Annotated in this window: 14 protein-coding genes; 6 read left to right on the plus strand and 8 right to left on the minus strand. The window is 73.1% G+C overall.

What is annotated here, in order from left to right:
- The 4 genes from J0911_RS03670 to J0911_RS03685 form a co-directional block, all read left to right on the plus strand.
- The coding region (locus J0911_RS03670; RefSeq protein ID WP_372434810.1) for a 2'-5' RNA ligase family protein at window positions 1-201 on the plus strand (201 nt) is incomplete at its 5' end.
- A gap of 298 nt (window positions 202-499) precedes the next feature.
- Window positions 500-1,600: a phenylalanine--tRNA ligase subunit alpha gene (gene pheS / locus J0911_RS03675; protein ID WP_207274116.1), complete on the plus strand. Its 1,101-nt coding sequence runs from the start codon at window positions 500-502 to the stop codon at window positions 1,598-1,600.
- A 1-nt stretch (window position 1,601) separates the two neighbouring features.
- On the plus strand, window positions 1,602-4,226 hold the full coding sequence (gene pheT / locus J0911_RS03680) for a phenylalanine--tRNA ligase subunit beta (RefSeq protein WP_207274117.1): 2,625 nt from the start codon (window positions 1,602-1,604) through the stop codon (window positions 4,224-4,226).
- Complete coding sequence (locus tag J0911_RS03685; RefSeq protein ID WP_307864894.1) at window positions 4,219-5,079, plus strand: SDR family NAD(P)-dependent oxidoreductase; 861 nt, start codon at window positions 4,219-4,221, stop codon at window positions 5,077-5,079. The genes pheT and J0911_RS03685 overlap by 8 nt, the downstream gene beginning before the upstream one ends.
- Before the next feature lie 70 nt (window positions 5,080-5,149).
- On the opposite strand, the gene J0911_RS03690 is transcribed toward J0911_RS03685, so the two are convergent.
- From J0911_RS03690 to J0911_RS03720, 7 genes are all read right to left on the minus strand, one after another.
- Entirely contained in the window at window positions 5,150-5,584 is a 435-nt protein-coding gene (locus J0911_RS03690; protein ID WP_207274119.1) for an SRPBCC family protein, read from the minus strand.
- Window positions 5,584-6,369, minus strand: coding sequence for an LLM class F420-dependent oxidoreductase (locus J0911_RS03695; RefSeq protein ID WP_207274120.1), 786 nt, complete (start codon window positions 6,367-6,369; stop codon window positions 5,584-5,586). The genes J0911_RS03690 and J0911_RS03695 overlap by 1 nt, the downstream gene beginning before the upstream one ends.
- Window positions 6,370-6,401: 32 nt before the next feature.
- Entirely contained in the window at window positions 6,402-7,283 is an 882-nt protein-coding gene (locus tag J0911_RS03700) for a methyltransferase domain-containing protein (RefSeq protein ID WP_207274121.1), read from the minus strand.
- A 35-nt stretch (window positions 7,284-7,318) separates the two neighbouring features.
- Entirely contained in the window at window positions 7,319-7,969 is a 651-nt protein-coding gene (locus J0911_RS03705) for a response regulator (protein WP_207274122.1), read from the minus strand.
- The gene (locus J0911_RS03710; protein WP_207274123.1) at window positions 7,966-9,198 is read right to left on the minus strand and encodes a sensor histidine kinase; all 1,233 of its coding nucleotides are present in this window, start codon (window positions 9,196-9,198) and stop codon (window positions 7,966-7,968) included. Before J0911_RS03710 ends, J0911_RS03705 begins: the two co-directional genes overlap by 4 nt.
- Window positions 9,195-9,884 carry a DUF2306 domain-containing protein gene (locus J0911_RS03715; protein ID WP_207274124.1) on the minus strand — a complete coding sequence of 230 codons (690 nt, stop codon included), beginning with the start codon at window positions 9,882-9,884 and terminating at the stop codon, window positions 9,195-9,197. Before J0911_RS03715 ends, J0911_RS03710 begins: the two co-directional genes overlap by 4 nt.
- A gap of 163 nt (window positions 9,885-10,047) precedes the next feature.
- On the minus strand, window positions 10,048-11,031 hold the full coding sequence (locus J0911_RS03720; protein ID WP_207274125.1) for a quinone oxidoreductase family protein: 984 nt from the start codon (window positions 11,029-11,031) through the stop codon (window positions 10,048-10,050).
- Between the two features lie 88 nt (window positions 11,032-11,119).
- On the opposite strand from J0911_RS03720, the gene J0911_RS03725 reads away from it, so the two are divergent.
- Complete coding sequence (locus J0911_RS03725) at window positions 11,120-11,614, plus strand: GNAT family N-acetyltransferase (RefSeq protein WP_307864895.1); 495 nt, start codon at window positions 11,120-11,122, stop codon at window positions 11,612-11,614.
- 21 nt (window positions 11,615-11,635) lie between these two features.
- Here the strand turns inward: J0911_RS03725 and J0911_RS03730 are convergent, their stop codons facing one another.
- Window positions 11,636-12,568, minus strand: a complete 933-nt coding sequence (locus tag J0911_RS03730) for a cation diffusion facilitator family transporter (RefSeq protein WP_207274127.1) — start codon at window positions 12,566-12,568, stop codon at window positions 11,636-11,638.
- A 99-nt stretch (window positions 12,569-12,667) separates the two neighbouring features.
- Between J0911_RS03730 and argC the strand changes: the two genes are divergently transcribed.
- The gene (argC, locus tag J0911_RS03735; RefSeq protein ID WP_207274128.1) at window positions 12,668-13,750 is read left to right on the plus strand and encodes an N-acetyl-gamma-glutamyl-phosphate reductase; all 1,083 of its coding nucleotides are present in this window, start codon (window positions 12,668-12,670) and stop codon (window positions 13,748-13,750) included.
- The last annotated feature ends 53 nt before the right edge of the window (window positions 13,751-13,803 follow it).

A 13,803-nucleotide genomic window follows, 5' to 3' on the forward strand; every position in this document is an offset into this window, starting at 1 on the left:
GCGGGCGCGTCGCGTGACGGCGCCCGGGACCCGTTCGCCGACGCGCGCTCGGTCCTGGAGCCCGCAGCGCACGCGTTGTCGGTGTACGCCGGTCCGCCGTGGCCGGTCGAGTCGTTCGCGCTGGTCGAGTCGCTGCCCGGCGAGGGCGCGCAGGGCGGGCCCCGGTACACGGTCATGGAGACGTTCGACCTGCGAGGCTGAAGCGCCGACGTCGCTCGGGCGCGGTAATAGTGTGCCAAGCGCCCAGCGCCTCGGAACCACCGTGACGAGGCAGGCCCCCGTGTGCCAGGATGGCTGACGTGCTGACGCGTGATCACCGATTTACCAGGCCCGTCATGGGCCCGGTGGTGTGCGCCCCGCGCGTACCGATCGTCGCGTGATTCTCCCTGTGGATGGAGCGACCGGAGCCCTGGCGGGCATCTAGACTGCACATGCCGCGTGCGGCGCCGCCTGATCCGGGTCGGTGCCCCCGGCTCCCGACCCCGCCAGGAAGGCAAGCATGTCCACGCCCGACGTTCAGGCCGCCGTCGATCCGCTCGACGAGGCGGCGCTCGACGCCGCCGTCGAGCAGGCCCTCGCCGCGATCTCGAAGGCCGCCGATCTCGACGAGCTCAAGGCCGTCCGTACCACCCACACCGGAGACCGCAGTACGCTCGCGCTCGCGAATCGTGCCATCGGCGCACTGCCGGGACCTGACAAGGCTCGTGCCGGCAAGCTGATCGGCCCCCGGCGCGGCCGCGTCAACAAGGCCGTCGCCGCACGCCAGGCCGAACTGGAAGCCGAGCGGGACGAGCGCGTCCTCGTGGAGGAGTCCGTCGACGTGACCCTTCCGACCGCGCGCACGGCGTCCGGTGCCCGCCACCCCATCGAGTTGATCCAGGAGCGCGTCGCCGACTTCTTCACCGGCCTCGGATGGGAGATCGCCGACGGTCCCGAGCTCGAGTCCGAGTGGTTCAACTTCGACGCGCTGAACTTCGGCCCAGACCATCCGGCGCGCCAGATGCAGGACACGTTCTACGTCGGCGGCACCGAGACGGCCGGTGACGCGTCCACCGCGGCAGCGCCCGGCACGTCGTCCAACCTCGTGCTGCGCACGCACACGTCGCCCGTGCAGGCGCACAGTCTGCTCGAGCGCGGTGTTCCCCTGTACGTCGCGTGCCCCGGCAAGGTGTTCCGCACCGACGCGCTCGACCAGACGCACACGCCCGTGTTCCATCAGGTCGAGGGCCTCGCGGTGGACAGAGGGCTGACGATGGCGAACCTGGTCGGCACGCTCGACGCCTTCGCGCGGGCGATGTTCGGCCCCGAGGCCAGGACGCGTCTGCGCCCGAGCTTCTTCCCCTTCACGGAGCCGAGTGCCGAGATGGACCTCTGGTTCCCGCAGAAGAAGGGCGGCGCGGGCTGGATCGAGTGGGGCGGCTGCGGCATGGTCAACCCCAACGTGCTCCGCTCGGCGGGCGTCGACCCCGAGGAGTACTCCGGGTTCGCCTTCGGCATGGGCATCGAACGCACGCTCATGCTGCGTCACGGCATCGCTGACATGCACGACATCGTGGAGGGCGACGTCCGCTTCTCCACCCAGTTCGGGACGGAGATCTGACGTGCCCCGCATCGTGAAGGACTGGCTCGCCGACCACGTCGAGCTGCCCGCCGACCTGACGGCCGAGCGACTCGCCGAAGCCCTGGTGAAGGTGGGCCTGGAGGAAGAGGAGATCCACCCCGCGGCCGTGACCGGGCCCCTGGTCGTCGGCAGGGTGCTGGAGCAGGTTCCCGAGCCGCAGAAGAACGGCAAGACGATCAACTGGTGCCAGGTCGACGTCGGCCCGCACAACGAGGACGGCAAGCCTGCCGCCGACGGCGGTACGCCACGCGGCATCGTCTGCGGCGCGCACAACTTCGGCGTGGGCGACCTGGTCGTCGTCTCGCTGCCCGGCACCACGCTGCCGGGCGGCTTCGAGATCGCCGCGCGCAGGACGTACGGCCACGTGTCCGACGGGATGATCTGCTCCCCGGCCGAGCTCGGCCTGGGCGGGGACGCCGGCGGCATCATCGTGCTGCCTCGCGACATGGGCTTCGCCGAGGAGGACCTGACCCCGGGCCAGGACGCCATCGCGCTGCTCGGCCTCGGCGAGGAGGTCCTGGAGATCAACGTGACGCCCGACCGCGGGTACGCGTTCAGCTACCGCGGGGTCGCCCGCGAGTACGCGCACTCCACCGGCGCGAAGTTCACCGACCGCGGCGCCCTGACGGGAGCGGAGCCGGCCGCGACCCCGGACGGTTTCGACGTGCGTCTCGAGGACGGGAAGCCGATCGACGGAAGGGTCGGCTGCGACCGCTTCGTGACACGGATCGTGCGCGGGATCGATCCGGCGGCTCCGTCGCCCGAGTGGATGCGCAGCCGCCTGGAGAACTCCGGGATGCGGTCCATCTCGCTCGCCGTCGACGTCACGAACTACGTGATGCTCGACCTCGGGCAACCGCTGCACGCCTACGACCTCGCCCGTGTCGCCGCACCGCTCGTGGTACGCCGGTCGGCCCCCGGGGAGACGCTCACCACCCTCGACGACGTCGAGCGCACCCTGCATGCCGAGGACCTGCTCATCACCGACTCACCGGACGGGTCGGCCGGCTCGCGCGTGCTGGGCCTGGCCGGCGTCATGGGCGGCGAGTCCACGGAGGTCAGCAGCGTGACCACCGACGTGCTCGTCGAGGCGGCGCACTTCGACCCGACCACGGTGGCCCGCACCGCGCGGCGCCACAAGATCCCGAGCGAGGCCGCCAAGAGGTTCGAGCGGGGTGTCGACCCGCTGCTCCCCGCCGTCGCCGCCCAGCGCGTCGTCGAGCTGCTGGTCGAGCACGGCGGAGGTACCGCGGACCCGGCGGTGGGTGACGTCGGTGAACCCGTCGCGACGGCCACTCGGGGCCCGATCATGCTCAAGGCCACCGAGCCGACACGGCTGTCGGGCGTGGAGTACACACCCGAGCAGGTGCGCTCGACCCTCGAGGACGTCGGATGCGTCGTGACCGAGGCCCGGTCGGATGCCTCGCGACCCGAGTCCGGGCCGGTCGAGACCTTCGCCGTCACGCCGCCGTCGTGGCGTCCCGACCTCAGCGAACCGGCGGACCTGGTCGAGGAGGTCGTGCGCATCCAGGGGTACGACCAGATCCCGTCCGTGCTGCCGAAGGCACCGGGCGGCCGTGGCCTGACCGAGGAGCAGCGCACCCGCCGCTCCGTTGCGCGTGCCCTGGCCGAGGCCGGCTTCGTGGAGGTGCTCAGCTATCCGTTCGTCGGTGCGAGCGACTACGACGCGCTCGGCCTGCCCGCCGACGACGCCCGTCGTCGCTCGGTGCGCCTCGCCAACCCGCTCGCCGAGGATCGTCCCTACATGCGGACCAACCTTCTGGTCACGCTTCTGGAGACGGTGCGGCGCAACGTCTCCCGGGGCCTGTCGGACCTCGCGGTGTTCGAGACCGGCCTCGTGACGCGTCCGGCGCCGGACGCGCCCACCGCCCCCGCGCTGCCGGGCGGCACGCGCCCGTCCGACGCCGAGCTGGAGGCGCTCGCCGCCGCGACGCCCGACCAGCCACGCCGGATCGCGGGCGTCCTGACGGGTCGGCGGGTCACCGCGGGCTGGTGGGGCAAGGGTCGCGCCGCCGACTGGGCCGACGCGGTCGACGCGGCACGCCTGGTGGCCCGCCGCGCGGGTGTCGAGGTGACCGTCGCGGCGGATCCCACGCACCTGCCGTGGCACCCGGGGCGCTGCGCGAAGCTCGAGGCCACCGACGCCGCGGGCCGAACCCGCCTCATCGGGCACGCCGGTGAGCTGCACCCCAAGGTGGTCGATGCGCTCGGCCTGCCGGCCCGGGCCTGCGCCTTCGAGGTCAGCCTCACGGATCTCGTCACCGTGGCCTCGGGCGAGCCGGTGGCCGCCTCGCCGGTCTCCGCGTTCCCGGCGGCGAAGGAGGATCTCGCGTTCGTGGTCGACGCCGCACTGCCGGCCGCCACGCTCCGCGAGGCGATCGTCTCCGGCGGTGGCGACCTGCTGGAGGACGTGAGCCTCTTCGACATCTTCACCGGCGAGCAGATCGGTGAGGGCCGTAAGTCCCTTGCCTATGCGGTACGGCTGCGTGCGGCCGACCGCACCCTCTCGGCCGACGAGGTCCGGGCGGCGCGCGAGGCGATCGTCGCGGCGGCGGAGCGGATCGGGGCGGTGCTCCGTGCCTGACGTCGTCCCACCCGCCCGGACCGCACTCGTCACCGGCGCGTCACGAGGCATCGGTCGTGAGATCGCCCTCGGCCTGGCGCGCGCCGGGATCGACGTCGCCCTGCTCGCGCGTGACGAGGGGCGCCTGGCCGAGGTAGCGGACCGGGTCCGTGCCCTCGGCCGAACCGCGGTGGTGCTTCCCGCCGACGTCACGGCGGAGGCCGAGGTCCGCGACGCCGTCGAACGAGCCGAGCGACCGGACACCGGGCTCGGCTCCGTCGACCTGCTCGTGAACAACGCCGGCAGGCTCGAACCCGAGGCGCCCCTCTGGGAGGCGGACCCCGGCGACTGGTGGGCCACCGTCGAGGCCAACGTACGCGGCGTCTTCCTGCTCAACCGCTACGTCGTGCCCGGCATGCTGGCACGGGGCGGCGGACGGGTCGTCGACCTCGCATCCGGGGCCAGCACGCACGAAGGGCCGTTCGGCCACTCGGCGTACAACGTCAGCAAGACCGCGCTGGTCCGGATGGGCGCGGCGCTGCACGCCGAGGGTCACGACCGCGGGTTGCGGGTCTTCGAACTCGCTCCCGGCGTCGTCAAGACCGCCATGTCGACGGCCATGACCATCCACGCGGACCGCACCGACTGGACCCCGCCCGAGCGCGTCACCGCACTGGTGAACGCGATCGCGGCCGGGGAGCTGGATCCCTGCTCGGGCTGGCTCCTCCGCGCCACCCACGACACGCCCGAGTCGCTCCGGGCGCTCGCCGCCGCGGCGGAGGACGGGCCCGCACCGGCCACCGCACGCCGCCGGCTACGCGTCCTGCCCGCGGGACCGGAGGACCCGCTCGGCGAGCTCCTCACGGGCCGGTGACCGCAGAGGCGTTCACCGCCGACACACGAAGCGGTGCTCGCGCCCGCATGGGCTGCGAGCACCGCCGGGCTCAGGGCGTGCCGGACTCGGCGCGGACCCTGAGGCCGGCGAGCTCCGTGTCGACCAGCACCCGCGTGCGCTTCCTGGTGAGGGCGCCGAGCAGGCCGGCCAGCGGACCGACCTGGGTGATCGTCAGGATGACCTGGCTCCGACCACCGTCGGCGCCCTCGACGACGTGCTCCGCCTGGGTGCGCACGCCGGGCACCGCGCTGGTCCAGGCGAACATCCGCGGCGGATCCCAGTCGTCGATCGTCCAGACGGCGAGCGGCAGACCCGGCTGCTCGATGCGCACGGCGGTGCCGACGTCCGGAGGGTTCGGGCCGTCGACGATCCGGACCGAGGTCATGGATCCCGTCCAGCGGGGCATGCCCTCGACGTCGGACAGCACCCGCCAGACGGTGTCCGGCGTGGCGGCGACCTCCGTGGAGGCCGAATAGCGGGGCATCAGACGGCGGCCCGGGCGTCGCGCCAGTCGATCCACCGCTTGACCGTGGAAAGGTCGTAGTCGGGGCCGCTCGTGCCGATGGTGAGCAGTGTGGCGCCCGCCGCGATGAGGGCGTCGCCCGTCTCGGCGGGGTCGCCGTCGACCGCGACGGATCGTTCGACGAGCTTCGACGTGTCACGCCCGACGGCCGTCCCGTGCTCGTCCAAGATCGCCGACTTGCGGGTCAGGACATCGACGTTCCCGAAGCTGTGCCAGATGTCGGCGTACTCGGCGACGACACGCAGCGTCTTCCGCTCGCCGCCGCCGCCGATCATGATCGGGATGTCGCGCGTGGGCGCGGGGTTCCCCGCCGCGAGCCGGCGGGTGATGCGTGGCATCGCCGCGGCGAGGTCGGCGATGCGGGATCCCGCGGTGCCGAACTCGTAGCCGAACCGGTCGTAGTCGCGCTCGAACCAGCCGGCGCCGATACCCAGGACCAGGCGGCCGCCCGAGATGTGGTCGACGGTGCGCGCCATGTCCGCCAGCAGGTCGGGGTTGCGGTAGGAGTTGCACGTGACGAGAGCGCCGAGCTCGACGCGTTCCGTCTGTTCCGCCCAGGCGCCGAGCATGGTCCAGCACTCGAAGTGCTTGCCGTCGGGATCGCCGTAGAGCGGGTAGAAGTGGTCCCAGTTGAAGACGACGTCGACACCCATGTCCTCGGCGCGCAGGACGGCGTCGCGGATCTGTCGGTACTCGGCGTGCTGCGGCTGGATCTGGACTCCGATACGGACGGGTCGCTCAGTCATGTCCGTCAGCCTAGGCAGCGGCGGACGCGCTGTCAGGTGCAATCGTCGCGAGTGGTCGTGCTGCCGGGTGCGGCGGACGTCCCGGCGGCGCCGGCTGTCCCCGTTGCTGTCGCACCGTTTCGGGCGGCGACGACGAACACGCGCCGGAACAGCAGCGGTGTCCCGTACGGACGAGCGGGATAGGCCGCACGCAGCGCCGCACCGTAGTCCTCCTCGAAGCGTTCCCGTAGCGCGGGGTCCACGTCCTGCAGCGCGTGGAGCGTCGGCTGGGCGCCCGTGGCGCTGATCCAGCGCAGCACCGGATCGGGCCCGTGGAGGACGTGGGTGTAGGTCGTCTCCCAGGCGTCGAGCGTCCAGTCCGGATGCGCGAGCAGGTCGAGGTAGCCGGCGGGGTCGTCGGTCGCGCGCCGGGCTACCGGCCCGCCGAGCGCGGAGGCGTACGGCTCTCGCGCTGCGACCTCGCGCAGCAGCAGGTGCGACGGCGCGTCGTGGTTTCCCGGCACCTGGAACGCGAAGACCTGGCGCGCGGTGTCGCGCAGCGCGGTCAGAAGAGTCCGGTGCCGTGGTACCCACTGCAGTGCCGCGTTGCTCACCACGACGTCGGCCTCCGTCACCTCCAGGTGCCCGGCCGCGTAGTCGCCGATGTCACCCTCGAGGTAGGTGGTGCCGGGGTCGTGGTCCCGTGCCTTGCCGATCATCGCGGGCGAGGAGTCGATGCCGGTCACGGTGGCCTCGGGCCAGAGGGACCGCAGCACACCGGTCAGGTGCCCCGGCCCGCACCCCAGGTCGACGATGTCGTCGGGCACCGCGTCGAGAGCCACCAGCCGTTCTGCGACGCGGGCGGTCAGCTCCCGGAAGGAGCGCGACCGCTCGTCGGTGAACTGCAGATACCGGGTGGGGGACCAGTCGGCCATGACACACCTTTCGCTTGATATCGACTATCTTGACATCAAGATATACCGTGCTCGTAGGCCCACCGCGCCACCTCGACGCGATTGCGCGTGCCCGTCTTCGTCATGATCGCCGCCAGGTGCGTCTTGACGGTGCTGAGCCCGAGGTGCAGGTCGTCGCAGATCTCGTTGTTGGTCCTGCCTTCGGCGACGAGGTGCAGCACCGACAGTTCCCGGCTCGTGAGGCGCACCGCGGGCCGGTGCGGCGACCGGTCGGGCGCGGCCCGGGCGAAGTGCGCGAGCAGCCGCACGGTGACCGCCGGGTCGATCAGCGCGTCGCCTTCCGCCGCGGCGTGCACCGCCTGCGAGAGCAGGGCGGGGCCGCTGTCCTTGAGCAGGAATCCGCGCGCGCCGGCGCGCAGGGCGGCATGGACGTTCTCGTCCAGGTCGAAGGTCGTGATCACCACGACCGCCATGGGGTCGGGCACGTCGGGCCCGGCGAGCTGCCTGGTGGCCGCGACGCCGTCGAGCACGGGCATGCGGATGTCGAGCAGGCAGACGTCCGGGGCCAGGCGGCGAGCCTCGCTCACCGCCCGCGCGCCGTCCGCCACGTCCGCGACGACCTCGATGCCCGGCTGTGCGTCGAGGATCGTGCAGAGGCCGGTACGGACGATCTCCTGATCGTCGGCCACCAGCACGCCGATCGTCACCGGACCTCCTGGCCGCGGCGCTCGTGGCGGGTCGTCGGGAGAGGCAGCACCACGTGCACGGTCCAGCCGCCGCCGTCGTCGGGGCCGGCCTCGAACGTCCCACTGAGGGCGCGAGCCCGTTCGTTCATCCCGGTCAGGCCGAATCCGGTCTCCGGCGAGCGCTCGTGGCCCGGACCGGGCCGGAGGTGCGGTGCGAGAGCACCGTCGTCGCGGACGAGCAGGTGCAGGGCACCGTCGCGGCGGTCCAGGGAGACGGTGATGCCGCTGGCTCCGCGTGCGTGCCGGCGGGCGTTCGCGACGGCTTCCTGGGCGATGCGCACCACGGCCGTGCTGGTGGCCGCGGGAAGCGGTTCGACGTCGTCGGCCACGGCCAGGGTCACCGGCGGCGGACCTGGATCCGTCAGGTCCTGGAGCAGGTCCAGGCCGCGTGTCAGTTCCCGGGGGGTCTCGCTGCGGAGGACACCGACCAGGGCCCGCATCTCGACGAGGGCCCGGCGTGCCTCGGCCTCGACGAGCCGGAGCGCCTCGACCGCGGCCGCCGGCCCATCGGGGTCCGCGGTCGCGCTGACCTGCCCGGCCTGCGCACGCACGGCCACCGCGGACAGGTGGTGGGCGACGGTGTCGTGCAGGTCGCGCGCCACCGCCTCACGTTCGCGCGCCCGGACACGGTCGAGCTTACGCGAGCGGGCCAGCGATCGCTGGCGCACCACCTCACCGACGAGCGCGACGAGAACCACCACGGTGGCGCCTCCGATCGCGTCGTCGAGGCCTCCGACGCCGGCGACGACGGAGAGCGCGACGCCGGCGGCGATCAGGGGAGAGCCCGCGAGGATCGCGCCGCCCGAGCCCCAGCGGAAGAGCGCGTACGGCGCGAGGACCCCGACCACCGCGGCGTACATCGCGGTGGAGCCGTGACCCGCCACGATGTCGGCGAGGTCGTGCGCCGCGCCGATGCCGGACGTCCACGCGACGACGGCGAGGGGATGCACGCGCCGCCAGGGCAGCGCGGCGATCGCGACCAGAGCCGCCAGCGCCGAAGGCACCGGCCACGCGAGGTCCTGCCGCACCGTGGCCTCCACGACGGCGACGGCTGCGGCGACACCGACGACGATCCAGTCGCGTCGCGTGGGCGGCGTGGCTCCCGGTGCCGCGGGTCGCCGGAGCGCGGCGCCGAACGGACGCCGGAGCGCCTGTCCGTCCGCGGTCCGCACACGGCTGATGGTAGTCATCGCGCGATCCGTCCGCGGCGACGGCGGCGGTGCACGAGCCATTCGGCGACCAGGGCGTTGATCACCCAGGCGAGCGTCATCCCGGCCGTGTTGACCACGATGGTCGTGGGGTCGTCGGGGCGAGGGCGTGCGACGGCGAGCCAGGGGCCGAGCAGCAGCGCCTGCGTCCCGGCGCCCATCGCCACGGCGTAGGCCCGGGTCATCCAGGCGCCGTGTGCGACGTAGTCGTGTCGCAGCAGCGCGCGGACTGCCAGGATCAGCCCGGCCACCATGACGGTGCCGACCACGTAGCGGACGCCGTTGACCACCGCGGTGTCCTTGGCGCGCAGGTCGTAGAACGCCGTCATCCACAGGCCGGACAAGGCCGTCGCCAGGCCCGCCGGGATCAGGACGGTACCGGCGGCGCGGTGCCAGCCGTTGCGCCGGCTCCGGAAACCGGGTGAGAACTGCAGTGCTCCCAGCAGGGAGTAGATCGTGACCGAGACGATGTGGACGAGGACGGGCACCGGGGCCTCGACGAACCGGGCGTTCTCCTCCGTGACGGCCGGGCCCCCCGCCAGTTCGGCCAGGCGCGAGGCGCCGCCCAGGGCGGGGACGAGGGACAGCAGCACCAGGCCGCTCGGGATGAGCCAGTCGGCGGGACGGGACCGGCGACGCACGGCCGGACGGGTGATCGTGGGGGACATGCCCTGAGTCTTGGTCGCCGGGGTCCGGGCCGGTATCGGCCATCCGGTCGGACCTGGCCGACCGGATGGCCGATACCCGTCCGGCGACGGGAGCGCCCGGGATCGACGAGGGCCGCGTGGTGGCACAGGTGCCACGCGGCCCTCGTCCCCGCGGCTCGTCACGTCACGGCAGCAGCAGGACCTTGCCCGTCGTCGCGCGGCCCTCGAGCGCCCGGTGCGCCTCCGCGGCGTCCGAGAGGGGGTACCGTGCCCCGATCCGTACGTCGAGCCGGCCGGAGGAGGCCGCTCCCAGCACCTCCGCGGCCCGCCACTCGAGTTCGCCGCGGGTCGCGAGATAGTGGCGGAGCGTCGGACGGGTCAGGTACAGGGACCCCTTGCGGTTCAGGAGCTGCGGATCGAAGGCGGGCACCGGTCCCGAGGCTCCGCCGAACAGGACGAGCATGCCCCGCTGACGCAGCGCGTCCAGCGAGGCCTCGAACGTGGTCCGGCCCACGCCGTCGTACACGACGTGCACGCCCGCGCCGTCCGTCAGGTCCCGGACGACGGCCGGCAACTCGGTGGTGAGGTCGGACATCGCGGCGTAGTCGATCGTGTGCGCCGCGCCCGCCGCGGCGGACAGCGCTGCTTTCTCCGGCGTGGAGACCGTGGTGATGACACGCCCGCCGCGAGCGGCGGCGAGCTGCGTGGCCAGCAGCCCGACACCCCCCGCGCCGGCGTGGAGCAGCACGTCGTGGCCCGGGGAGACCTCGAACGTCGAGGTCACGAGGTAGTGGGCGGTCATGCCCTGCAGGGGGAGCGCCGCCGCGGTCTCCAGGTCGAGACCGGCCGGCACGGTGATCGCCTGGGCGGCCTCGACGACGGCGAGCTCCGCGCAGGACCCGGGGGCCTCCGCCCAGGCGACCCGGTCGCCCGCGGCGAAGTCGTCGACACCTTCCCCGACCGCCTCGACCGTGCCCGCACCCTCCGACCCGACGACGTGCGGGAACTGCATGGGATACACGCCGGACCTGCGGTAGGTGTCGATGAAGTTCACGCCGGCCGCCGCGACGCGGACCAGGAGCCGGCCCGGCCCGGGCGTGGGATCGGCGACCTCGTCGTAGGACAGGACCTCTGGCTCGCCCGCTGCGCGGGCCACGACTGCACGCATGCTGCGACCCTACGACGACGGCGGTCTTGCCCACGACCTCCGGGTCCGAGCTGTTCGCCCGGTCGTCGCGACGGGTACTGTGCGGCTCGTGACCCGTACCATCCGATCGCTGACCGAGAGCGACTGGCCCGCGGTGTGGCCCATCATCGAGGCCGTGTGCCGGGAGGGTGAGACCTACGCCTACCCTCTCGGCCTGTCCGAGGAGCAGGCGCGCGGCTACTGGCTCGAGCCGCCACCCGGAGCGGTCGTCGTGCTCGAGGAGGACGGCGAGATCCTCGGCACCGCCAAGATGGGACCGAACCGGCCGGGCCATGGTGACCACATCGGTACGGCATCGTTCATGGTCGCCGAGGCGGCACGGGGCCGCGGCGTGGCGCGGGCGCTGGGCGAGCACGTCATCGCCTGGCACCGGGAACACGGGTTCCGTGGTATCCAGTTCAACGCGGTGGTCGAGTCGAACGCGCCGGCGGTGCACCTGTGGCGGAAGCTCGGGTTCGAGATCGTCGGGACGGTGCCGGGCGCGTTCCGCTCGCCCGCGCACGGTGAGGTCGGCCTGCACGTGATGTTCCTGCCGCTCGGCTGATCGGCGGCGTTGCGCCCCGGGCTACGCGTGCCGCGACGTCTCGTGGCCGATGTGCCCGGCGGGCTCGAGCTGGAACGTCGAGTGCTCGACGCTCACGGCGAACTCGGTCGCGACGCACTGCTGGAGTGCGTCGAGCACCTGCGGTGCGCACCCGTCCCGGAAACAGGCGTCGTGCACGACGACGTGGGCCGACAGTGTCGGCAGACCCGTGGCGACGAGCGAGGCGTGCAGGTCGTGCACCTCCGCCACGTGGTCCACCGCGAGCAGGCGTGCCCGTACCGCGTCCAGGTCGAGTCCTGGCGGGGCGGACTCCAGGAGCACGGAGGCGGTCTCGAGGAGAAGCCGTACGGCGCGCGGCACGATGAGAGCGGCGATCGTGAGGCCTGCCACGGCATCGGCGCGCTGCCATCCCGTGGTCGTGATCACCAGGGCCGCGACGATGACACCGACGGATCCCAGCGCGTCGTTCAGCACCTCCAGGAACGCGGCGCGCAGATTGAACGACGCCGTGCGCGCCCGGGCGAGCACCGCCAGGCCGACGAGGTTCCCGGCGAGTCCCACGGCGCCGAAGAACAGCAGTTCGACGCCGGGCACCTCGGCGGGCTCCACGAGCCGGAGCACCCCTTCCACCAGCGCGTAGACGCCCACGGCGAGCAGCACCGCGGCCTGGGCGAGCGCGGCGAGCACCTCGGCGCGACGGAATCCCCACGTGCGCTGCGCCGTGGGCGGACGCAGCGCGAGCGTGGCGGCGCCGAGGGCGATGCCGAGGCCCGCGACGTCGGTGAGGACGTGGGCCGTGTCGACAAGGAGCGCGAGGCTGCCGGTGAGCCAGGCGCCGACGGCCTGGGCGACGAGCACCGCCGCCCCGACGCCGAAGGCGATCGCGAGCCGGCGCCGGTGCCCCGGCGTGGCGGGATCGCCGGCGTGCGCGTGGTCGTGGGAGTGCTCGGTCATCGTGAGCATCCTCCGGCACCGCACCCGTTCCTGGCTACCGGGCGCCGGTTGTCCACAGGGCGGTTGAGGATGGTGGAATAACTATGTAGACTCCCGAATATGTCTTCCACGATCCGTGTCGCCGTCGCGGGCGCCTCCGGGTACGCGGGCGGTGAGACGCTGCGGCTTCTCGCCGCTCACCCCCTCGTCGAGGTGGGCGCGGTGACCGCACATGTGTCGGCCGGTTCGGCTCTCGGTGAGCACCAGCCGCATCTGCGCTCGCTCGCGCACCGCGTGATCCAGCCCACGACGCCGGAGGCGCTCGCGGGGCACGACGTCGTGGTGCTCGCTCTCCCGCACGGCGCGTCCGGTGAGATCGCCGCCCAGCTCCCCGATGATGCGCTCGTCCTCGACCTCGGCGCCGACCACCGCCTCACCGACGCCGACGCGTGGCGGGCGTTCTACGGGAGCGAGCACGCCGGCTCCTGGCCGTACGGGATGCCGGAACTCCTCCTCACGGAGAAGGCGGGTGCCGGTGCGGTGGCCCGGCAGCGGGACCACCTCACGGGAGTGAAGCGTGTCGCCGTCCCGGGGTGCAACGTCACGGCCGTCACACTCGGCCTGCAGCCCGGTGTCGCCGCCGGCCTGGTCGATCCGTCCGACATCGTCGCGGTCCTGGCCAACGGCTACTCCGGAGCCGGTCGGAGTCTCAAGCCGCACCTGCTCGCGAGCGAAGGCCTCGGCTCGGCCCGGCCGTACGCGGTCGGTGGTACGCACCGGCACGTCCCTGAGATCGCCCAGAACCTGCGCGCCGCGGGCGCTTCGACGGTGCGCCTCAGCTTCACGCCCACCCTCGTACCCATGGCCCGGGGCATCCTGGCCACGGTCACCGCTCCGCTGGCCGATGGCGTGGCGCCGGGCACGGCCGCGCGCTCGGTCCGTGAGGCATGGTCCGAGGCGTACGAGGACGAGCCCTTCGTCCACCTCCTGCCCGAGGGGCAGTGGCCGAGCACCGCGATGACCGCGGGGGCCAACACGGCGCTGGTCCAGGTCGTGGTGGACGAGGCCGCGGGCCGTGTGGTCACCGTCACCGCGGTCGACAACCTCGTCAAGGGCACCGCCGGCCAGGCCGTCCAGGCCCTCAACATCGCGCTCGGACTGCCGGAGACCAGCGGCCTCGGGACCGAGGGGGTCGCCCCGTGAACACCCGGCTCCGGCGCGTCGCCGGGCATGCCGGTCCCAGCACAGTCACGACC

This window comes from Myceligenerans salitolerans (genome assembly GCF_017349295.1).
GTDB lineage: Bacteria > Actinomycetota > Actinomycetes > Actinomycetales > Cellulomonadaceae > Myceligenerans > Myceligenerans salitolerans.